Origin of the sequence: Roseovarius salincola (assembly GCF_026891095.1) — a bacterium.
GTDB lineage: Bacteria > Pseudomonadota > Alphaproteobacteria > Rhodobacterales > Rhodobacteraceae > Roseovarius > Roseovarius salincola.
The window spans coordinates 37,188-56,854 of sequence record NZ_JAPTNL010000002.1; the positions used below are offsets into that span (position 1 = coordinate 37,188).

At 66.3% G+C, this 19,667-nt stretch carries 19 protein-coding genes and 1 pseudogene; 10 read left to right on the top strand and 10 right to left on the bottom strand.

Translation table 11 applies throughout. The annotated features are described in order from the left end of the window. Window positions 1–56 precede the first annotated feature (56 nt). The 4 genes from pgsA to N5A93_RS02810 all read left to right on the top strand — a co-directional run bounded on the left by pgsA (window position 57) and on the right by N5A93_RS02810 (window position 1,809). Window positions 57–638, top strand: a complete 582-nt coding sequence (gene pgsA, locus N5A93_RS02795; RefSeq protein ID WP_268953547.1) for a CDP-diacylglycerol--glycerol-3-phosphate 3-phosphatidyltransferase — start codon at window positions 57–59, stop codon at window positions 636–638. 3 nt (window positions 639–641) lie between these two features. Then, on the top strand, window positions 642–887 hold the full coding sequence (moaD, locus tag N5A93_RS02800; RefSeq protein ID WP_268953548.1) for a molybdopterin converting factor subunit 1: 246 nt from the start codon (window positions 642–644) through the stop codon (window positions 885–887). Between the two features lie 3 nt (window positions 888–890). Further along, a complete protein-coding gene (locus N5A93_RS02805) occupies window positions 891–1,334 on the top strand; it encodes a molybdenum cofactor biosynthesis protein MoaE (RefSeq protein ID WP_268953549.1) in 444 nt (147 codons plus the stop codon). 172 nt (window positions 1,335–1,506) lie between these two features. Then, window positions 1,507–1,809 (top strand): SCP2 sterol-binding domain-containing protein, encoded by a 303-nt coding sequence (locus N5A93_RS02810; protein WP_268953550.1) that lies wholly within the window; start codon window positions 1,507–1,509, stop codon window positions 1,807–1,809. Window positions 1,810–1,890: 81 nt separating this feature from the next. On the opposite strand, the gene N5A93_RS02815 is transcribed toward N5A93_RS02810, so the two are convergent. Together N5A93_RS02815 and N5A93_RS02820 are read right to left on the bottom strand one after the other, a co-directional pair. Then, a complete protein-coding gene (locus N5A93_RS02815) occupies window positions 1,891–2,856 on the bottom strand; it encodes a Hint domain-containing protein (RefSeq protein ID WP_268953551.1) in 966 nt (321 codons plus the stop codon). After that, window positions 2,843–3,457 carry a toxin-activating lysine-acyltransferase gene (locus N5A93_RS02820; RefSeq protein WP_268953552.1) on the bottom strand — a complete coding sequence of 205 codons (615 nt, stop codon included), beginning with the start codon at window positions 3,455–3,457 and terminating at the stop codon, window positions 2,843–2,845. The genes N5A93_RS02815 and N5A93_RS02820 overlap by 14 nt, the downstream gene beginning before the upstream one ends. Window positions 3,458–3,706: 249 nt before the next feature. Here N5A93_RS02820 and N5A93_RS02825 point away from each other — a divergent pair, with 249 nt between their 5' ends. After that, window positions 3,707–5,056, top strand: a complete 1,350-nt coding sequence (locus N5A93_RS02825; RefSeq protein ID WP_268953553.1) for an aminotransferase class III-fold pyridoxal phosphate-dependent enzyme — start codon at window positions 3,707–3,709, stop codon at window positions 5,054–5,056. Between the two features lie 46 nt (window positions 5,057–5,102). Here the strand turns inward: N5A93_RS02825 and N5A93_RS02830 are convergent, their stop codons facing one another. From N5A93_RS02830 to N5A93_RS02840, 3 genes are all read right to left on the bottom strand, one after another. Next, the gene (locus N5A93_RS02830; protein WP_268953554.1) at window positions 5,103–5,390 is read right to left on the bottom strand and encodes a sll1863 family stress response protein; all 288 of its coding nucleotides are present in this window, start codon (window positions 5,388–5,390) and stop codon (window positions 5,103–5,105) included. Between the two features lie 173 nt (window positions 5,391–5,563). Then, a complete protein-coding gene (locus N5A93_RS02835; protein WP_268953555.1) occupies window positions 5,564–7,111 on the bottom strand; it encodes an alanine/glycine:cation symporter family protein in 1,548 nt (515 codons plus the stop codon). 32 nt (window positions 7,112–7,143) lie between these two features. Continuing rightward, on the bottom strand, window positions 7,144–7,578 hold the full coding sequence (locus N5A93_RS02840; protein ID WP_268953556.1) for a universal stress protein: 435 nt from the start codon (window positions 7,576–7,578) through the stop codon (window positions 7,144–7,146). A 323-nt stretch (window positions 7,579–7,901) separates the two neighbouring features. Between N5A93_RS02840 and N5A93_RS02845 the strand changes: the two genes are divergently transcribed. Both N5A93_RS02845 and N5A93_RS02850 read left to right on the top strand, forming a co-directional pair. Further along, window positions 7,902–8,318, top strand: a complete 417-nt coding sequence (locus N5A93_RS02845; RefSeq protein ID WP_268953557.1) for a protein tyrosine phosphatase family protein — start codon at window positions 7,902–7,904, stop codon at window positions 8,316–8,318. 7 nt (window positions 8,319–8,325) lie between these two features. After that, window positions 8,326–9,057: a 2-dehydro-3-deoxygalactonokinase gene (locus tag N5A93_RS02850; RefSeq protein WP_268953558.1), complete on the top strand. Its 732-nt coding sequence runs from the start codon at window positions 8,326–8,328 to the stop codon at window positions 9,055–9,057. 63 nt (window positions 9,058–9,120) lie between these two features. Here the strand turns inward: N5A93_RS02850 and N5A93_RS02855 are convergent, their stop codons facing one another. From N5A93_RS02855 to N5A93_RS02870, 4 genes and pseudogenes are all read right to left on the bottom strand, one after another. Further along, on the bottom strand, window positions 9,121–10,047 hold the full coding sequence (locus N5A93_RS02855) for a metal ABC transporter permease (RefSeq protein ID WP_268953559.1): 927 nt from the start codon (window positions 10,045–10,047) through the stop codon (window positions 9,121–9,123). Between the two features lie 26 nt (window positions 10,048–10,073). Then, a pseudogene (locus N5A93_RS02860) lies at window positions 10,074–10,961 on the bottom strand (metal ABC transporter permease); the annotation flags it as partial. Next, the gene (locus tag N5A93_RS02865; RefSeq protein WP_268953954.1) at window positions 10,951–11,724 is read right to left on the bottom strand and encodes a metal ABC transporter ATP-binding protein; all 774 of its coding nucleotides are present in this window, start codon (window positions 11,722–11,724) and stop codon (window positions 10,951–10,953) included. The gene N5A93_RS02865 and the pseudogene N5A93_RS02860, both read right to left, overlap by 11 nt. Before the next feature lie 53 nt (window positions 11,725–11,777). After that, a complete protein-coding gene (locus N5A93_RS02870; protein ID WP_268953560.1) occupies window positions 11,778–12,746 on the bottom strand; it encodes a metal ABC transporter solute-binding protein, Zn/Mn family in 969 nt (322 codons plus the stop codon). Window positions 12,747–12,914: 168 nt separating this feature from the next. Here N5A93_RS02870 and deoC point away from each other — a divergent pair, with 168 nt between their 5' ends. Both deoC and N5A93_RS02880 read left to right on the top strand, forming a co-directional pair. Beyond that, a complete protein-coding gene (gene deoC, locus N5A93_RS02875; RefSeq protein ID WP_268953955.1) occupies window positions 12,915–13,904 on the top strand; it encodes a deoxyribose-phosphate aldolase in 990 nt (329 codons plus the stop codon). Window positions 13,905–13,923: 19 nt separating this feature from the next. Next, complete coding sequence (locus tag N5A93_RS02880; protein WP_268953561.1) at window positions 13,924–16,248, top strand: aldehyde dehydrogenase family protein; 2,325 nt, start codon at window positions 13,924–13,926, stop codon at window positions 16,246–16,248. Between the two features lie 67 nt (window positions 16,249–16,315). Here N5A93_RS02880 and N5A93_RS02885 read toward each other — a convergent pair whose 3' ends face one another. Continuing rightward, window positions 16,316–18,751, bottom strand: coding sequence for a hypothetical protein (locus N5A93_RS02885; protein ID WP_268953562.1), 2,436 nt, complete (start codon window positions 18,749–18,751; stop codon window positions 16,316–16,318). A 232-nt stretch (window positions 18,752–18,983) separates the two neighbouring features. Between N5A93_RS02885 and N5A93_RS02890 the strand changes: the two genes are divergently transcribed. Next, complete coding sequence (locus N5A93_RS02890) at window positions 18,984–19,658, top strand: thiamine diphosphokinase (protein ID WP_268953563.1); 675 nt, start codon at window positions 18,984–18,986, stop codon at window positions 19,656–19,658. Window positions 19,659–19,667 lie beyond the last annotated feature (9 nt).

Sequence of the window (19,667 nt, forward strand, 5' to 3'; positions counted from 1 at the left end):
CCCGATGCGACGCAACCGCGCTTTCCCTTTGCCTTGGAACGGATTAGAACCGGGGCATGAGCTGGAACGTGCCAAATATCCTGACCGCTTTGCGCCTGCTCGCCGCGCCGGGGGTGGCTGTGATGTTCCTGTATTTCCACCGGCCCTGGGCGGACTGGTTCGCGCTGGTGCTGTTCATCAGCGCGGCGGCGACGGACTGGTTTGACGGCTACCTTGCAAGGGCATGGAAACAAACCACAAAACTTGGCGCCATGCTGGACCCGATCGCCGACAAGGCGATGGTGGTGATCGCCTTGATGGTGATCGTGGGCTATTCGAGCATGTCGCCCTGGCTGGTGTTGCCGGCGACGGTGATTCTGTTTCGCGAAGTGTTCGTGAGCGGGTTGCGGGAGTTTCTGGGCGATACGGCGGGGACGTTGAAGGTCACGCGATTGGCGAAATGGAAAACGACCGCGCAAATGATTGCAATTGCGGTACTTTTTGCACAGGGCGTGTTCGAGCACTATTTTGGGGCCATGACCCGTGGCGCGGTCGTTCTGGGCCATGCGGGGCTGTGGCTGCTGTGGATCGCGGCCGCGCTGACATTGCTGACGGGGTATGATTACTTCAGGAAATCAATACCTTATCTGAAGGAATGAGAGATGGACGTTCTGTATTTCGCATGGGTGCGGGAAAGGGTCGGGCGCCCGAAAGACCGAATCGAGACCGGAGCCGCAACGGTGCGGGAACTGGTTAACGAACTGACCCTGAAAGAAGAGCGTTACGCAGCCGCCTTTGCCGATCTGGACGCGCTGCGCGTGGCCGTGGATCAGGAGTTGAGCGATTTCGACGCATCACTGGAGAATGTGCGGGAAGTTGCGTTTTTCCCACCGATGACAGGGGGTTAACCCATGGACATCCGTGTGCAGCAGGAGCCGTTCGACCTTGGTCACGAGGCCAGCCGGTTTGCCGCGCGGCAGGCGGGGATGGGAGCGATCGTCACGTTTACCGGGATCGTGCGCGATCTGGAGGACGGCGATCTGGAGGTGATGGAGATCGAGCATTACCCCGGCATGACCGAAAATTCCATCCGCAAGATCGCCGATGAAGCCCTAAGCCGTTGGAATATAGGTGATATTCTGGTCATACACCGATACGGTAAGCTTGGCCCGGACGAGATGATCATGATGGTCGCCACATCTGCGCCGCATCGGGTGGATGCCTTTCAAGCTGCTGAATTTCTGATGGATTTCCTGAAATCCCGCGCGCCGTTCTGGAAAAAGGAAGTCACCGGCGGCGGTGAGGGCTGGGTCGCGGCGAAAGACACGGACGAGGACGCGCTGGATCGCTGGTGAGGATGGTACAAATCGTCCGGTTTGTACGGCGGTTTTGTACGCAATATGAGGGACGGCGCGCGCATTTTGTACAAATCGCCGCAAAGGCCCGGAAATTGACGCGGGGTTCCGGTTGCCGCGCCTGCGGAATTCACCAATCTGGTGCGATGACCGATCCCGATAAGAGGCCCAGATGAGCGAGCTGATCGAAAGCTATATCCGCGAACTGACACCCAAGGCGCGTGGCGCCATCCGGGGCAGCGCCAAGCTGGTGATCACCGGCGAGGGTGCGGTGATGCTGGACGAGAGCGGCGCGCGCGCCGCGGATGAGTCCGGGGACGAGCTGGCCGACGTGGTGCTGATCGCCAGCGACGAGGTGTTCCGCAACATCCTGTCGGGCGAGCAGAACCCGGTCATGGCCTTCATGTCGGGCAAGCTGAAGGTCGAGGGCAATGCCCAGCGCGCGCTGAAGGTCAGTTCCATCCTGACGGGGTGAGGCGCCTTTTTGCAGGCAGAAGCCGGGGGGCCAGCCCCCCGGACCCCCCGAGGTATTTCAGGCCAGATGAAGGGGATGAGGTCAGGAGATTTGGCGTTTCAGGCGCGGGGCGGGCGTGTTGTCGGGTGCGTCGAAGCTGTCATCCTTCGGGCCGTGCTCGACGATGCGCTTTTGCAGTTGCGGTGCGGGGATCGGGCGCGCGGGGTTCGCGAGGATCCGGCGCGCGTCGGGACCGGGAAACAGGGAGTCGATTTCCGTGAGGGCGCGCAGCGGCAGGCGGTTGCGGGCCTCCTCGGCGAGCAACAGGCTTTCGGTTGCGGTGCCTTCGGCGATGATCACCTGATGGCGGTCGAACAAGAGGTGGTGATAGGAGACCGGACCATCCGGCGGCACCATGTCGACGCCCGGCCAGTCGAGGAAGCGGAGCGCGGGGAGCAGCGCTTCGTCGGTGCCGCAGACCTGCAACACCCGTTCACCGGTCACGAGCAGCCGGTGCTGACGCGAGACCAGGAGATCATTCTGGGGCAAACCGCCGCCAAGCGCGCCACGACGGATGCGGATGGGGCGCAGGCGGTCTTCGGCCGCCAGGGCATCGGCGTGGACGGTGCGCTGCCCGACCCAGCGGACCTGTTGAAGGGCGTCGTCGCGGGTCACGATCAGATCGCCGGGGCGGATCGCTTCAACGGGTTTGGGGCCGATGGCGGTCTCGATCAGGGTGCCCGCGACAAAGCAGGGCACGCCGGTGATGGTGATGGTGACGGTCTGGGTATCGCTGCCGCCGGTATCTTGCAGGCGCACGACGAATGTGTCGGTCAGGGTCTGGCCGGTATCGAGCGCCTGCACGGCGGCGTTGTTTTCATCGAGGTCATAGCTCCAGACCCCGGTGGTGGGGTTGACGCTGGCGCTGCCATAGGTGGCGCCGCTCTGGATCGACCAGGTGTCGCCCCAGATATTTCCCGAGATGTCGTCGAGGTCTCCGGAGACTAGGCCGATGCTGTCGGAGTCGATCCCGCCCGCGCTCAGGCCACCGATGTCAGGTGCGCCCATGGCGGCTCTCCTTGAGAAGGCGTTTGAACTGGCCGGCGCCATAGGATCTGATCGTGATCGGGGCGTCGGGGGCGGCGCGGCTCCATTCGACGATGCGGTAGCGGGTGCCCGGCCGGTTGTGCCACATGGTCCTGACGCGCAGCACATCGGGGTTCTGCGCCAGCAGGGGCACGATCTGGTCGACATGGCCGAAGGGCGCGATGAAATCGACCAGCCAGAGGGAAGTGCCGCTGTTCCAGTCTTCGGGGCGCAGGGCCTGATGATCGACGGCGAAGGCGTATTCGGCCTGCGGCGACAGCCCCGCCCAGGTGATCGCGGCGCGCGGGTGACCACCGGAGCGGAACAGTTTGTACTGGCCCAGGCGCAGGGGCGGTTCGAAACAGGCGAAAAGATCATGCAGCGACCGGGGCCGGTGATAGCGGGTCAGCGACGCGAGGTAGAAGAGGCTGCCGAAATCGGCGAGGAAACTGTCGGGCAGGTCGAACCAATCGCCTGGAAAGGCCGCGCCGCAACGTGGGTTGTCAGGCCCGGCGGCCCGCAGCTCGGCGAAATGGCGCATGGTGGCGCGCACGAACTGCTCTGAGTCCGGTCTCTCGGTCATGATCACTACCTGTCATGACGGGGGCGCCGCTTTTCGCGATCTTCCTGCCGTCACTGCTTGCCTCAACATTGCGCCTTCGGGAGCGCTATCTTTGGATATTATGACAAATTTTCGGCTTCGGCAATGAATTCTGTTCTTTTCCGGGCAAGATGTGGCGAGGATGTGTCGGCCAAGGCTCTGGACAGGGGCCGGGCGCGGGTGCAAGAGTTTGATCAAATTCCCGACTCAGAGATTGCATGGAGCCACCCGATGAAAGACGACAATTTCCTGCGCGAGATGAATGCCCGCCATCTGTGGCATCCGATGGGCCATCCCGGCGAAGCGCATGAGAACGCCCCCAAGATCATCAAGGGCGCCGAGGGTGTCGAGATCGTCGATCTTGACGGGCATCGCGCCGTCGATGCGGTGGGCGGGCTTTGGTGCGTCAACCTCGGCTATTCCAACGATGCGATCAAGCAGGCGATTTCCGATCAGCTTTGGGAGCTGCCCTATTATTCGGCCTTTGCGGGCACATCGAACCCGGCGGCGATCGAGGCCTCTTACGCGGTGCAGGAATTCTTTGCCGAGGACGGCATGGTGCGGGCCTTCTTCACCAGCGGGGGGTCTGACAGCGTGGAGACCGCGCTGCGCCTGTCGCGCCAGTATCACCGGCTGCGCGGGGAGCCGACGCGGATCAAGTTCCTGAGCCTCAAGAAGGGCTATCACGGCACGCATTTCGGTGGCGCCAGCGTGAATGGCAACAACCGCTTCCGCATCACCTATGAGCCGCTTCTGCCGGGCTGTTACCATCTGCCCAGCCCCTATACCTATCGCAACCCGTTCGACGAGACCGACCCCGAGGTGCTGGCCGAGAAGATCGCCGCGGCGGCGGTGGACGAGATCGAGTTCCAGGACCCGAGCACCATTGCCGCCTTCATCATGGAGCCGATCCAGGGCGCGGGCGGGGTGATCGTGCCGGGCGACAGTTTCATGCGGCGGATGCGCGAGGTCTGTGACCGTTACGGGATCCTCTTGATCGCCGACGAGGTGATCACCGGGTTCGGGCGCAGTGGCGACTGGACCGGGTCGCGCCATTGGGGCGTGAAGCCCGACATGATGACCTGCGCCAAGGGCATCACCAGCGGGTATTTCCCGGTGGGCGCCGCCCTGATGAGCGAGAAGGTGGCCGATGTGTTCGAGAATTCCGGCCCCGAGGGCGCGATCTGGCATGGCTATACATATTCGGCGCATCCGGTGGGCGCGGCGGCGGTGGTGGCCTGCCTGTCGGAAACCTTGCGTCTGGACACCAAGACCAACGCGGCGGCGCGCGGCACGCAGCTTTATGACGGGGTGTGCGGGCTGGCCGAGAAATACGACATCATCGGCGATGTGCGCGGCGGGCACGGGCTGATGACCGGGATCGAGATCGTCAGCGACCGCGCCGCCAAGACGCCGATGGACGGGGCCACCATGAAGCGCATCCACCAGACCGCCTATGAGGCGGGGGCGATGGTGAGGCTGGGGGCGCATAACGTGCTGATGTCACCGCCCCTGACCATCACCGAAGGCGAGGTCGACCGCATCCTGGCGGCGCTGGACAAGGGGTTCGCGGCGGCCTGATCCGGCCCCGCCGGCCCTTGCCCGCAAGGCTGCGCCCCCCAAGGGCTCAGCCGAAGCGGCGCCAGGCGTCTTCCATGGCTTCGGACATGGCGTTCCAGGCCTTGTCCGCCCCGGCCTTGAGGTCGTTCCAGGCGGCGGTCTGGGTGTCGCGCAGCTCCTCGAGTTCCTTTTCGAGGTTGGCGCGGCGCTTTTTGAGGTCCTCGATATATTCCTGATACTGAAGCTGGGCGTCGGCCTCGGCGGATTTTGCCTTGGCCTGCATCTTCTCGATCTCGGCCTTCCATTCATCCAGCCGCGCGTTGAGCTTCTGTTGATAGGCTTCCTTTTCGTCCATGTCTTGTCCTCCTGTGTTCGGGTGTCTGTCTGCGTTGGACACTTTTCAAAGGTAGGAACCGTTGGCGGGCCGATCAATGCGCGGCGTCAATTGGGGTGGGTGCACCGCTTTCTCCCACCACAAAAAAGACCGGCGCAAATTGCGCCGGTCTTGGTGTTCATGTCGTCCGCAGATCAGTGGAACTTCTTGATCTCGCCGGATTTCAGGCGCGCGAGGTAGCTTTCGAGTTCGCGCTTGACGATCGGCATCAGGAAGTAGAGCCCGATGATGTTGACCACGGCCATGGCAAAGATCGCGGCGTCCGAGAAGTCGATCACCGGACCGAGCTGTGCGGCCGCGCCGATCACGACGAAGACGCAGAAGATCGTCTTGAACACCAGTTCGGTGGTGTTGCCTTCGCCGAACAGGAAGGTCCAGGCCTTGAGGCCGTAATAGGACCAGGTGATCATCGTCGAGAAGGCGAAGAGCACGACCGCGATGGCCAGCACATAGGGGAACCAGCCGATGGCGCTGCCGAAGGCCGCCGATGTGAGGCCGACGCCCGAGGTGTCGCCCACTGTCCGCACGCTGTTGCCCGCCTCGTTGAGCAGGTAGAGCCCGGTTTCCGGATCGGCCACGAGCTGCTGGGTGATGATGATCACCAGCGCCGTCATGGTGCAGACCACGACCGTGTCGATGAACGGTTCCAGCAGTGACACGAAGCCTTCGGTGATCGGCTCCTTGGTCTTGACCGCCGAGTGGGCGATCGCGGCCGAACCGACGCCCGCCTCGTTCGAGAAGGCGGCCCGCTTGAAGCCCTGGATCAGCGCGCCGACCATGCCGCCGGCCACGCCGAGCCCGGTGAAGGCGCCCGCGAAAATCTGGCCGAAGGCCCATCCGATCAGGTTGTAGTTCATCGCGATGATGATGAGCGCGGTGCCCACATAGAGGATGCCCATGAACGGCACGATCTTTTCGGTCACCTTGGCGATCGACTTGATCCCGCCGACGATCACCGCGAAGACAAGGCCCGCAAAGACCAGCCCGGTGATCCAGCCGGGATATTGCCCGACAACGCCGGTGATCTGCTGATGCGCCTGGTTGGCCTGGAACATGTTGCCACCGCCCAGCGCGCCGAGGATACAGAAGATCGAGAACAGCACCGCCAGGATCTTGCCGCCCGGCAGGCCGCGTTCGGCGAAGCCCTTGGTCAGGTAATACATCGGCCCGCCCGAGACGCGCCCGTCTGCGTATTCGTTGCGGTATTTCACGCCCAGCGTACATTCGGTGAACTTGCTGGCCATGCCCATGAGCCCTGCGAGGATCATCCAGAAGGTCGCCCCCGGCCCGCCGATACCGATCGCCACCGCCACACCGGCGATGTTGCCAAGGCCCACGGTCCCCGACAGCGCCGTGGCGAGGGCCTGGAAGTGGCTGACCTCGCCCGCATCGTCGGGGTCGGAATAGTCACCCTTGATCAGCGCGATGGAATGGCCGATCACGCGGAACTGGATAAAGCCGAAATAGAGCGTGAAGACCGTCGCCCCGATCACCAGCCAGGCCACGATCCATGGAAATGACGTGCCCGGAAAGTTCGAGAAGATGAGGCTGACGAACCAGCCCGTGGAATCCGCGAAGATCTGGTTCACCTTGTCGTCCAGCGACTGCGCGAATGCCGGGGCTGCGCCCGCAAGGCTCAGCCCGGCTGCGGCCAGGGCCGCCCGTGTTGCTTTAGGATACATCTGAAAATCCCTGTTGTGTTGGTTTCTTGCGTTCATGGAACGATGGTGCAGGGCACGGGCGCGGTCTGCACAAGCGCGCTGGCGACCGAGCCGAAGACCCGCGCGCCCAGCGCCGAGTGGCCGTCGCGCCCGATGAAGATCTGCGCCGCCTTCTTCTCCTTGGCGATCTCGCACAGGACATCGGCGATCTTGCCGTAACGGATGACGCTTTCGATCTCTGCGCCCCGGCCCGAGACCTTCTTGACCACCGGCGCCATGAGCGCGGTTTCGGCGCGCTCCAGTTCCTCGCGGCGGCGCTTGTGGCGCTCTTCCAGCTCGGTCGGGGTCAGAAAGGAATAGGGCGACCACTCAAGCACATGCGCGATCAGCACCGTGCCGCCCTGCGCCGCAGCGCGTTCTATGGCGAAGTCCAGCGCGCGATGCGCCGCTTCGCTGCCGTCAAAACCAACGACGAATGTTCCGGACATGTTTATTCACTCCCTCGCTCTGAAATCTCTGCCACTCTTGGTTGTTATTGCGCGGCAGAATGACGCATCATAGCATGAAGCAACGGTTATATTTTCCCCAAATTGCTTATATGGCGGACCATTTAACGGTAAATGTCGTTATTTGAAGGTCATATGGATCATTCCGCCCGGAAATGCGGGCCGTGCCCTTGACGTGTATCTGCCACGCCCTTGTCCCGCCGCGCGCGCCTGCCTCGCCCCGGAACCGCGCGGCGCGGCGCAGGCAGTTGTTGAAGTCGCAGGGCAATTCGTCGCATAAAATGGTCTGACCAAGGAGGCGCGCCATGGACATACGCAGGATTACCGGGGATTTCTCGGTCAGTCCCCAGATCTCGCCGGGCGATATCCCGGACATCGCGGCGGCGGGGTTCCGCTCGGTGCTCTGCAACCGCCCCGATGACGAGGAACCCGGCCAGCCCGATTACGCGGCGGTGGCCGAAGCGGCCCGCGCCGCCGGGCTGGACATACGCTCGGTGCCGATCCCGCTGGGGCCGATGACCGGGGACACCGCCGGGGACTTCGCCCGCGCGCTTGACGAGATGGAGCGCCCGGTGCTGGCCTATTGCCGCTCGGGAACGCGCTGCGCGATGCTCTGGAGCATCGTGAGCTACGGCGCGCTCAGCGGTGACGAGATCATCCGCAGGGCGCGGGATGCCGGCTATGACGTGGCCGGGCTGGTGCGCCAGATCGAAAGAGGCTGAGCCGGCCATGACGGACTGGATCGCCATCGGCCGCGACGGCGCGCAGGTCAGCGCCCATGCGATGCGCGGCGCGCGCCTGATCCAAAGCGTGCGCGCCGCTGACGAGTCCGGTGCGCTGACGGCGCTGAAATACGACGCCGCGCAGCAGGTCCGGATCGGCGACGGCGCCCCCGACCCCCTGCCCGCGCCGGTTCTGCCCAAGGCGGCGGGTGCTGCCCTGCCGGGCCTTGCGCAAAAGACCCCGCCCGATGTGATCGGCGCGCGGGTGCGGCTGTGGATCGCGGGCCTGCTGGCGCGCCAGCCCGGCTGGGACGGGGTGGTCTGCGCGCTGGAGGACGGCGTCAATCACTGGATCCAGATCAGCGCAGGCGAAGCCGTGAGCACGCAAAGCTTCCTCACCCCGCGCCTTGTGGCGGCACTGGGCGGCACCGCCCCGCCCGCGCCCGAGGCCATCGCCGACAGCCTGAGCCGCCCCGAACGGCTGGCCGCGCATCTGCGCGTCGCCGAGGTCTCGAACCGCCCCGACGCCATCAGCGGGCATTTGCTCGGGGCCGAACTCGCGGCCGCGCGGCCCTACTGGCTCGGCCAGAAGGTCGCCCTCATCGCGCCTGACGGCGCCGCCCCGGGGCTTGACGCCGCCCTTCGCGATCAGGGCGTTCCGGTCGAGCTCCACAGCCGCGAAAGCCTGCTGGCAGACGGGCTTGGCGCGCTGGCGCGGGCCTTCGAGCTGAACGACTGATCCCTTCTTCTGTTTGAAAATATCCCAGGGAGCGCGAGGGACTGGTCCCTCGCTCCTGCCCTCTCAGCCGCGCCGCAGCCCTGCCGGTGCGCGACAGGGACCAAACAGCGCCGCCAGCAAAAGGATCACGCCCGAGATGCAGGCGATCATCCCTGCGGCGCTGAGCGCGTGCGCACCCCCCAGCCAGAGCGGCCCGTATCCCGCCAGCATATAGCCCAGCACCGCCGACAGGATCGCAAAGCCGATGCTCCACCAGATTTGCGCGCCAAGGCGGTCGGTCATCAGCCGCGCGGCGGCGGGCGGGCAGATGAACATGGCGATCACGATGATCGAGCCGACCGCGTCGAAGGCCGCGACCGCGGCCATTGCCGCAAGACCGACCAGCCCCACGCCAATGGCCCGGACCGGCAGGCCGAGCGTGCGGGCGAAACCCTCGTCGAAGGTCGACAGCACAAGGGGGCGCCAGAACAGCAACACGGCCCCCGCCACGACCAGCAGCGTCAGGGCGATGCGCGGCAATTCGGGCGGAAGGGCGGCGAGCGCCTGCGCGTCCCAAAGCGAGTCCCAGCCCGTCGCCTCGAGCCAGATCAGGCTTTCGAGATTGCCGTAAAGCGCGTGTTGCACGTCCAGATGCACGCCCGAGGTGTCGCTTTGTTCAAGCAGCAGCACACCGGCGGCGAACATGGTGGTAAAGACCACGCCCATCGCGGCGCCGGGTTCGATCCGGCCAAGGCGGCGGATGGTCTCGATCAGCAGCACCGAGACAAGCGCCGCCGCGCCCGCGCCCAGCATCATCGGCCAGGCCGCCACGAGTCCGGTCACGAGGAAAGCCAGCACGATGCCGGGCAGCACCACATGGCTGATCGCGTCGCCAATCAGCGCCTGGCGGCGCAGCAGCAAGAAGTTGCCCGGCAGGGCGCAGGCGATGGCCGCCAAGGTGCCGATCAGGATCGGCGGCAGCGACAGGGCGACGAATTCGGCGCCCATCATCGCCCCCCTGCCCCCGGCGCGCCGGCACGACGACGGCGCATGAGCGTTGCCAGCACCCCGCGGCGCGGCGCGGCCAGCAGCGAGAGCGCGAAAATGGCAAAGGCCAGGAGCACGATGAGCGGCCCGGTCGGCAGGCCCGGCGCAGTGGCCGAGAGGGCCGCGCCGCCATAGCCCGAAATCCCGCCAAAGAGGCCCGAAAGGGCCAGAACATGATCGACCCGGTCGCTCCAGAACCGGGCGGCGACGGGCGGGATGATCAGCAGGGCGACGATCAGGATCAGACCGACGATCTTGAGCCCGATCACCGTGATCGCCATGGCAAGCCCCATGGCGGCCAGTTCGATGCGCCGCACGTTCAGCCCCTGGGCGATGGCGAAATCGGGATCGAAGGCAGCCAGTGTCATCGGGCGGCGCAGCGCCAGCACCAGCCCCAGCACCAAAGCCCCCGCCAGGGCGATCACCAGGGCGTCGCTGCGCAGCATTCCGGCGGTGGAGCCGAGCAGGAAGGTTTCGAGCCCCGCCTGACGACCCGCAGTCATGGTCTGGATCACCGTCAAAAGGACCACCCCCGCGCCGAAGAACACCGACAGCACCGCGCCGATGGCGGCGTCCTCGCCAAGGCGGGTGCGCCGGGTCAGCCAGCTGACGCCCAGCAATCCGACCCCAGCCGAGGCCGCGGCACCCAACAACAGCCCCGGCAGCGCACGCCCGTCGCCCCCGGCCATGACCATTGCGATGAAGGCCAGCCCGATACCGGGCAGGGTGGCGTGGCTGACCGCGTCGCTGACCAGCGCGCGCTTGCCCAGAACCAGGAACACCCCCGTCACGCCTGCCGCCACCCCGAGCAGCGCCGCGCCGATCGTGACCAGAGTGGCGTTGTAGCCAAGTTGCAGGAACAGCGCCTCAGAGAGCATCGCGCGCGCCCGCTGCCCCGGCCGGGTCCGGCGCCAGACGCCCGCCATAGGCCAGATCGAGGTTTTCACGGCTGAAGGCCGTGGCCACAGGCCCTTCGGCGATGGCGTGGGCGTTCATGAGGAACACGCGATCGAAATAGCCCGGCACGGTGGCAAGGTCGTGATGCACGGCGATGACGGTGCCGCCTTCGGCCACGATCTGCTTGAGGACGGCGATGATGGCGCGTTCGGTCGCGGCGTCGACCCCGGCGAGGGGTTCATCGAGCATATAGAGATCAGCCCCCTGCGCCAGCGCGCGCGCCAGGAAAACGCGCTGTTGCTGACCGCCTGACAGGCGGCCGATCTGGCGGTCGGCGAAATCCTCCATCCCGACGCGGGCAAGGCAGGACATGGCCCGCGCCAGATGCGGCGCGCGCACCCGGCGCAAGAGGCCAAGTTCGCGATACATGCCCATCAGCACCACATCGAGCGCGCGGGCGGGAAACTCCCAGTCGATGGCGGCACGCTGGGGCACATAGGCAATGCGGTGGCGTTGACGCGCCAGCGGCCTGCCCCAGCAGGTGACCTGCCCGGAAAGCGGCGCCACGATGCCCAGCGCGGATTTGAGGAGCGTCGATTTGCCCGCGCCGTTGGGACCGATGATCGCAGTCATGGCGCCGGAGCGGAAAGCGACGCTGACATCATTGACGGCGGGCGTGTCGCCATAGGACACGGTCAGGCCGTTGATTTCCAGCGGGCTGGGCGGCGTATCCGCCGCGGGCATGCCGGCGACGACCGGGGCGTGGGCCTTCGGGCGGGTGCTGTCGATCTTCATTCTCACAATCCCGCCTGCAAGAGGCCATCCATGCCCCGCGACGGGACCTGACCGCCCAGGGCGGCGGCGATGGTGGTGACGTTATGGTCGATCATGCCGATATAGCTGCCCTCGTAGCTGCCGGGCGTGCCCATCGCATCCGAAAAAAGCGCGCCGCCGATCGTGACCGTATGGCCCTTGGCGGCGGCACCTTCGACCAGCGCACGCATGTTGCGATCCGACACGGAGGTTTCGACAAAGACCGCGCGGATGTCGCGTTCGGCCAGCAGCGTTGCAAGTGTGCGGATCCGGTTCAGCCCGGCCTCGGATTCGGTCGAGATGCCCTGCACACCGATCACCTCGAAACCGTAGGCGCGGCCGAAATAGCCGAAGGCGTCATGTGCCGTCATCAGAACGCGCGAGGGGGCGGGCACGGTGGACAGCACGCCCTGCGCATAGTCATCAAGCCGGGCGATGCGCGCGAGGTAAGCATCGGCATTGGCGGCGAAGGTGTCGGCATGTTCGGGCGCAAGGTCAGCGAGCGCGTCGCGCACGGCGTGCAGCACATGGGTCCAGAGGGCGGGCACCATCCAGACATGGGGATCAAAGCGCCCCTCGTATTCGTCATGGGCGATCAGGAGCCGGCGCGGCACGCCCTCGCCGACCGCGACGGCGGTGCCACGGCGCGAGAACTTGAGCAGCATCTCTTCCAGCTGCGCCTCGAGGTAGAGCCCGTGCCAGAGCACCAGGTCGGCCCGCGTCAGGGCGACGATATCGCTGCGGGTCTGACGATAGGAATGCGGATCGACGCCGGGGCCCATGAGTGCGCGCACAACGACCAGATCGCCGCCGATATTGCGCGCCGCGTCGGCGATCATCCCGGTTGTCGCCACGATATCAAGCGCGGGCGAGGCGGCCCGGAGCGGCGTGGCCGCAAGCGCAAGGGCCGATGCGGCCTGACCGAGGAGGCGGCGTCGGGAAAGGCGGGTCATGGTAGCTCCGTTGGTTGCGATCGCTTTTGGGGGACTATGGGGCGGGTGGGGCCTGAAGTCAATGCAATTGCGAGTTATTCGCAATTGCAGGAAGGGTGTGCGCGCTTGCCAAGCCACCCGGCGCATGCGAGTCTGGCGCCGGGTTTTTCAGGACATGGCGGCATGCCGATGCAGGGCTTCGGACAGGATCACGTCACGCGGTTGCCGCAAGCCGGTGGCCTGCGCAATGCGGGCATGGATCTGGACATGGACTGGCTTGGCGCGCTGCGGGTGAATGCCCCGGCGATCAATCGCACGGCGGCCGCCCTGCCCGCGCGGCGCGTTGTCACGGGGCGCGCGCGGGCGGCCTGGATGTGCAAGGCGGTAGCCTGCATGGACCTCACCACCCTGTCGGGCGACGATACCGCGGCGCGGGTCGCGCGGCTTTGCGCCAAGGCGCGTCAGCCGCTGCGCCCGGACCTTCTGGAGGCGCTGGGGATGGAGGGGCTGCGCGTGGGCGCGGTCTGTGTCTATCACGAGATGATCACCCCGGCGCTCAAGGCACTGGAGGGCACGGGCATTCCGGTGGCGGCGGTTTCGACCGGGTTTCCGGCGGGATTGTCGCCGATGCGCCTGCGCATCGCCGAAATCGAGGCCAGCGTTGCCGCCGGGGCGCAGGAGATCGACATCGTGATTTCGCGCCGACGGGTTCTGGAGGGGCGCTGGGACGCGCTGCATGATGAGCTGCGGGCGTTTCGCGCGGCCTGTGGCGCGGCGCATATGAAGGCGATCCTTGCCACCGGAGAGCTGGGCGGCCTGAGAAACGTCGCGCGCGCGGCGATGGTGGCGATGATGGCGGGCGCGGATTTCATCAAGACCTCGACCGGGAAGGAGCCGGTGAACGCGACGCTGCCGGTGACGCTGGTGATGTTGCGGATGATCCGGGACTATCACGAAAGGACCGGCTGGCGGGTGGGCATGAAACCGGCGGGCGGCATTTCAAAGGCGGGCGAGGCGCTGGCCTATCTGGCGATGATGCGCGAGGAGCTGGGCAGCGCGTGGCTTTCGCCGGAGCTGTTCCGCTTCGGGGCGTCGTCCTTGCTGGCGGATATCGAGCGGCAGCTTGAACAGCATGTGAGCGGGCGGCCCTCGGCGGCCTGGCGTCACGGGATCGGGTGAAGTGAGCGGGGGCGGGGACATGAGCGTGCGCGGGGAATATGACAGCATGGAGTATGGCGACGCCCCGGAAAGCGCCGCCGAGGCGCTGGCATGGCTGGTCGATCAGGGCGACCGTTTCGGGCAGTTCATCAATGGCGCCTTCGGCGCACCGGGCGCGGGGTTCGACGCGGTGAACCCGGCCAGCGGCGAGGTTCTGGCGACATTGTCGGCGGCGACGCAGGACGATCTGAACAGCGCAGTAAGCGCCGCCGCGAAGGCGCAGCGCAAATGGGCAAGTATGCGCGGGGCCGGACGGGCAAGGCACCTGGACGCGCTGGCACGGGTGTTCGCCAACAATGCGCGGCTCTGCGCGGTGATGGAGGTGCTGGATACCGGGCGGCCCATCGGTGCGGTGCGCGACGGTGATCTGGCGCAGGTGGAGCGGCAGTTTCAACATCACGCCAGCCTTGCGCGGTTGATCGACAGCGAATTGCCGGGGCGGGTGCCGCTGGGTGTCTGCGCGGTGATCCTGCCGTCGCGGATGCCGCTGGTGGTGCTGGCGCGAAAGCTGGGCCCGGCGCTGGCGGCGGGCAACAGCGTCATCGTGAAGCCATCGCAATGGGCATCGCTGAGCGCGCTGCTGTTCGCCGATCTTTGCCGGCAGGCAGGAATGCCGAAAGGCGTGGTCAATATTCTGACCGGCGATGCCGCATTGGGCGAGCGCCTCGCCTGCCAAGAGGCGATCGACATGGTCGGCTTTGCCGGGTCGCTTGCGGCGGGGCGCGCGCTTCGCCGCGCGACGGCGGGAACAGGCAAGGCCCTGTTGCTGGAGATGGACGCCGCCGAGAGTTTCGTGGTCTTCGAAGATGCCGATCTGGATTCGGCGGTCGAGGCGCTGGCGCAGCGCTATGACAACCCGCATCGCCTGCTGGTGCAGGAGAGCGTGGCGGAGCGGTTTCACCAAAAGCTACGCAACCGTATGGAACAGCTGAGGGTCGGCGAGCCGCTGGATCGTTGCACCGATATCGGTGCGATGGCCAACCCGGCAGGACGCGGGCGGATGGCCGATCTGATCGCCCGAGCGGGGGGCGATCTGTTCGTGCCGGTGCGGCCCTCGCCCGGTGGGCAGTATCATCGCCCTGCCCTGATCAGCGGGCTGGCGCCCGCCGATCCGGCGATGCATCTTGACATACGCGGTCCCGTCGCGGTGCAGATGAGCTTCAGAACGCCGCAGGAGGCGCTGCAACTGGGCAACAACACGGGCCATGCGGGCGCGGTCTCGCTTTGGTCGGAGACGCTGTCGCTGGTGCTGGATCTGGCGCCGCGGCTGGCGGCGGGCGTCGTCTGGATCAACGCGACGGGGCTGACGGACGCCGCCGCGCCGCATGGCGGGCTGCGCGAAGCGGGGTTCGGGCGCGGCGGGGGATGGGATGGGCTGGTGCACTATACGGCTGCGAATGGAAAACCCAGACCCCTGCCCCGGAGCGAGCCCTTTGCCAGCGCCAATGGCACGCATGCCAGCGAGCACGCGCCCGAGGTCAGCGATGCGACGCTGTTCATTGCAGGGCGGCAGGTGCGCCCCGGCGGCTATTGCCGCAATGTGCACGACAAGGCGGGGCGGATATTGGGACAGGTGGCGCTGGCCGGGGCAAGCGATGTCGGCGCGGCGGTCGGCGCGGCGCATAACGCAGCGGACTGGAGCCGCAGGAGCGGGCGCGACCGGGCGCGGGTTCTTTTGGCCATGAGCCATGCTCTGGCTGCGCGGAAAGATGATTTATCAAGCATTATCAATAATCTGACAGGCGGTCGAAGCGGCGAGAAAGAGATCGCAACGGCGATCGAACGGCTGTTCACTTATGCCGCGAAGGCCGACACGATCGCGGCCCGCGCGCCCGGCGTGCAGATGCACGGGCTGACCGTGGCCGAACGCGCGCCCGTCGGTGTGATCGGCGCGATCTGCCCGGACGAGGCGCCGCTGCTGGGGCTGGTCTCGGTGCTGGCACCGATCCTTGCGATGGGCAACCGGGCGGTTCTGCTGGCATCCGAAGCCTATCCGCTGCTGGCGCCCGAACTGGCGCTGATCTTTGAATGCCTGCAGATGCCGCCCGGCGCGGTCAACCTGCTGACCGGGTGTCACGCGGACCTGGCCCCGGCGATGGCGCGGCATATGGAGATCGATGCGCTGTGGTGTTTTTCATCGAGCGATCTGTCGGCAATGATCGAGCGCGAGAGCGCCGAGGCGATGAAGCGGACCTGGGTGAATGACGGTCATGCGCGCGACTGGTTCGGCGCGCAAGGCGAGGACCCGGAGTTTCTGGACAAGGCGACGATGATCAGGACGATTTGGCTGCCCGCCGGAATCTGAGCCGGATGTGACGACGCCCGGCGCGGCGCAGGGCCGGGCCGGGCGTCTGAAGGAATGGTCCCTCCGCTCAGCCTGCGCTGCGATTGCCGCCTGCGGCGCCCCGATACTCGGTTTCATCGGTCACGCTGAAGCGACCGCCCTTGAGCTTTTGCAGCTTGCCGTCGCGCAGGAGCTTGCCGAAGCTGCGCAAGCCATCCTCACGCGAGAAACCGGCATCCGACACTTCGCGCAGCTTGCCCATCAGCATCGGGCGCGAGAATTGCGGGCGGCCTTCGACATCGGCAAGATAGGCGGCGGCGGCCTCGAGCAGATCGGGCAGTTCCGTGGCGCCCATTTCGGCTGCAAAATCGGCAAAGCCACTGTCCACGGTGGCCGGATCGGCCTGTAATTCGGCGGTCGAGATCCGGCGCGGGCGGATCGGTTCGCGCGCGGTTTCGACATCGACGCGCTGTTCGGCCACCAGCTTGAGCGGCGCTGAGCGGGTTTCCTCGGGCCGGGGCGAGCGGGTATGCTCGCGCGTGGCACCGGCACGGGGGCGACGCGGGCGCACCACATCCGCCAGGTCCGAGCGATAGGGCGTGTCGTCCTTGCCGGGATCATGTTCGACGCCGGCTTTCTTGTCGGCGCGGGTGGCGGCCACGGCGGCGCGCAGGTGCTGGATCACGCTGCGGCGGTGATTCGCTTCGGGCGCGTCGCGCTGGCTGTCGGTTTCGGCGAAGATGCGGTTCACATCCGCATGGGGTTCGTCTTCGTCCAGCGTGCCAAGGGCAGGCTCGGGTCGGGCGGGTTGATCCTCGTCGGTTTCCGCAGCCTCGGCCCAGTCGTCATCCAGCGTGGATTCAGCGCCGTCGTCGGCCTCGTCCGTATCATCATCCGTATGATCGGCGGCGAGACGGTCCTGTTGGGCGGGCGCGTCATCGTGCATCTCGGCCTCGAGCGCGGCGAGTTCGCGCTGAAGATCGGCCTCTTCCTCGGGGCTGAGGAGGGAGGTGGGTTCGTCCTGGTTCTGGTCGTCCTCGTCATCCGCTTGCGCGGCGGTGTCGCCGGCGAGTTCCTCTTCGAACTGCTGCGCGGCCAGCGTGGCTTCGAGTTCGCTGCGCTTGATGGCGACGACACGGGCGCGCAGGGGTTCCTGCGCCTGATCTGTGTCGTCTTCGGCGGCGGGTGCGGCCTCGGGTGCGGCGTCGTCGGATCCGGTGTTTTGCGACCCGGCGGACTCTTCTGGCGGTTCGGATCGGACCGCTTGCGCATCGGAGGTTTCCGGCGCTTGAGGCGTGGCGGTTTCTTCGGCGGCTTCGGGCGCGTCGCCGGCGGTGTCGGAAGCGTTCTTGGCCGCGTCCGCAGGCAGGGAATCTGCCAGAAGCTGCGCCAGCGTGTCATGAGCCAGATCGACCTGATCAGCGGGTGCGCGTTCGCTGGGCGCGGGCTGAATTTCCTGTTCTGTTTCAAGGGTGTCGCCGGTATCGGCGGGCGCCTGGCCAACGGTGTCGCGATCCGCGTCAAAGCGCGAGAGGATCGAATCGAGATCGTCGTCCTCGTCCTGCTCGAGCGGCGTGGCGCGCGCGAGTTCGGCGGCGTCGTCGGCTTCGAGGGCGGCATCGAGATCGGCGGCGGTATCGTCGAGGAAATCGCCTGCGCTGTCGTCTTCGGCGTGCTCGTCCTCGGTGAATTCGTCACCGCCATAGCCGCGCTCGGACTGCATCACGACCGAGCGGATACGGCGCAGCTTGGCGGCGACGCTGTCGTCCTCGGGCACGGATTCAGCCGCAGTTTCGGCGGCGGGTTCCGCAGGGGATTCCGCGACGGGTTCCGCTGTTTGGCCGAGAACCTCTTCGCTGGACTCTTCGGTGACGGCGGGATGCGCGGCTTCGGCTGCCTCGGCGGATGTTTCGGCGTCATCTGCGGATTCGGCCACAGGGGAGTCGGCGGCATCCGTGGCCGCACTCTCTTGCTCCGGCTCGGGTTCGGGTTCGGTTTCGGGCTCAGGTGTTTCGGCGGTCGTGACCTCGGTCTCGGTGGCGTCGGCAAGCTCCGCCTCGGGTTCGGCCACCGGTTCCGCTGCGGCCTCGGGTTCAGGCGCCGGTTCGGGCGCGTCCTCTGACGGGGTCGCGGATTCAGGTGCCTCGGTCTCGGCGGGCTCGGGTGCGACGGGCTCGGTCTCGGCGGGCTCGGGGGCTTCCGCCTCCGGCGCGGGTGCCGTTTCGGGCGCGGCCCCGGGCTTGGGTGCGTCCTGAGCCCCGGGTTCGGGTGCGGGCTGCTCGGGGGCCGGTTCGCCTGCGGTTTCGGGCGCGGGCTGCGGCTGAGGTGGGGTCAGACCGGAGAGCGCTGCGGAATCCGCGGCGCGCAGAACGATCCCGCCGTCGCGCTGATGCGCCTCGACGCGGCGCGAGACTTCGCGCTCGGCGATCCGGGCGAGCATCTCGGCGTCCGGCGTCGGCGGTTCGGCACCGAAGTACCGGTCATCCGCCGCGAGGTCGCGAAAATACTCGGCGATCGCTTTCATCGTGTCGAAGGAATCATCGAATCCTTCGAGTGTGCACGAGAATGTCCCGTACGAAACTGTGAGAATTTTACTTCCACTAACCATTTGAATGCTCGCTCTTCTTGACCTGCGACATTCGTCTTTACCATCCTTGCCAAGACCAAAGGCGCCCGATTCTTGGAACTTTACCGTATCATTTCGTGGTGAGAATGTGATCAGCTTCCTAAATAGTGGCTAATCAGGAAAATGTCAGATGATTGTTGAGGCGGCAGAGCCAATTACCCTGATTGGGGGCGCAGATATAGATAAATTCCTGCTCAAGCGGGCGCGTGCGCTGGGGCCGCGGGTGGTTGCGGCGGATGGCGGTGCGGATGCGGCGCTGGCGCTCGGGGTGGTTCCCGAGGCGGTGATCGGCGATTTCGATTCGCTGAGCGCGGCGGGGCGTGCGCAGTTTCCCCCCGAGGCGCTGCATCCGATCGCCGATCAGGACAGCACTGATTTCGACAAGTGTCTCGGCAATATCGCCGCCCCGCTGGTGGTGGGAATCGGGTTTTCGGGGGCGCGGCTGGATCACCAGCTTGCCGCTTACAACACGCTGGTGCGCCACCCGCACCGGCGCTGCATCCTGCTGGGCAGCGAGGAGCTGGTGTTCCTCGCGCCGCCGGAATTGGCGATCGACCTGCCCGAGGGCTGCGAGGTGTCGCTATTTCCGCTGGGGGCGGTCGAGGGGCTGTCGGAGGGACTGCTGTTTTCCATAGCGGGGCTGAACTTCGCGCCCGACGGGAGGGTGGGCACGTCGAACCACGCGACGGGGCCGGTGCAATTGTCGCTGACGGCGCCCAAGATGCTGGTCATCCTGCCCGAGGCGATGCTGGAAGTGGCGGCAAGCGCGCTTCTGAAGGCGCGCGCCGTCTGGCCCGAAGGTTAGGCAGCCGGG

Bases quoted from the DNA above. Each gene is read 5' to 3' on its own strand.
- N5A93_RS02815 (WP_268953551.1), bottom strand. From the start codon at position 2,856: ATGGGCGCACCTGACATCGGTGGCCTGAGCGCGGGCGGGATCGACTCC.
- deoC (WP_268953955.1), top strand. From the start codon at position 12,915: ATGCAGGGCTTCGGACAGGATCACGTCACGCGGTTGCCGCAAGCCGGT.
- pgsA (WP_268953547.1), top strand. From the start codon at position 57: ATGAGCTGGAACGTGCCAAATATCCTGACCGCTTTGCGCCTGCTCGCC.
- moaD (WP_268953548.1), top strand. From the start codon at position 642: ATGGACGTTCTGTATTTCGCATGGGTGCGGGAAAGGGTCGGGCGCCCG.
- N5A93_RS02810 (WP_268953550.1), top strand. From the start codon at position 1,507: ATGAGCGAGCTGATCGAAAGCTATATCCGCGAACTGACACCCAAGGCG.
- N5A93_RS02850 (WP_268953558.1), top strand. From the start codon at position 8,326: ATGACGGACTGGATCGCCATCGGCCGCGACGGCGCGCAGGTCAGCGCC.
- N5A93_RS02890 (WP_268953563.1), top strand. From the start codon at position 18,984: ATGATTGTTGAGGCGGCAGAGCCAATTACCCTGATTGGGGGCGCAGAT.
- N5A93_RS02820 (WP_268953552.1), bottom strand. From the start codon at position 3,457: ATGACCGAGAGACCGGACTCAGAGCAGTTCGTGCGCGCCACCATGCGC.
- N5A93_RS02830 (WP_268953554.1), bottom strand. From the start codon at position 5,390: ATGGACGAAAAGGAAGCCTATCAACAGAAGCTCAACGCGCGGCTGGAT.
- N5A93_RS02805 (WP_268953549.1), top strand. From the start codon at position 891: ATGGACATCCGTGTGCAGCAGGAGCCGTTCGACCTTGGTCACGAGGCC.
- N5A93_RS02885 (WP_268953562.1), bottom strand. From the start codon at position 18,751: ATGAAAGCGATCGCCGAGTATTTTCGCGACCTCGCGGCGGATGACCGG.
- N5A93_RS02825 (WP_268953553.1), top strand. From the start codon at position 3,707: ATGAAAGACGACAATTTCCTGCGCGAGATGAATGCCCGCCATCTGTGG.
- N5A93_RS02835 (WP_268953555.1), bottom strand. From the start codon at position 7,111: ATGTATCCTAAAGCAACACGGGCGGCCCTGGCCGCAGCCGGGCTGAGC.
- N5A93_RS02845 (WP_268953557.1), top strand. From the start codon at position 7,902: ATGGACATACGCAGGATTACCGGGGATTTCTCGGTCAGTCCCCAGATC.
- N5A93_RS02865 (WP_268953954.1), bottom strand. From the start codon at position 11,724: ATGCCCGCGGCGGATACGCCGCCCAGCCCGCTGGAAATCAACGGCCTG.
- N5A93_RS02870 (WP_268953560.1), bottom strand. From the start codon at position 12,746: ATGACCCGCCTTTCCCGACGCCGCCTCCTCGGTCAGGCCGCATCGGCC.
- N5A93_RS02880 (WP_268953561.1), top strand. From the start codon at position 13,924: ATGAGCGTGCGCGGGGAATATGACAGCATGGAGTATGGCGACGCCCCG.
- N5A93_RS02855 (WP_268953559.1), bottom strand. From the start codon at position 10,047: ATGATGGGCGCCGAATTCGTCGCCCTGTCGCTGCCGCCGATCCTGATC.
- N5A93_RS02840 (WP_268953556.1), bottom strand. From the start codon at position 7,578: ATGTCCGGAACATTCGTCGTTGGTTTTGACGGCAGCGAAGCGGCGCAT.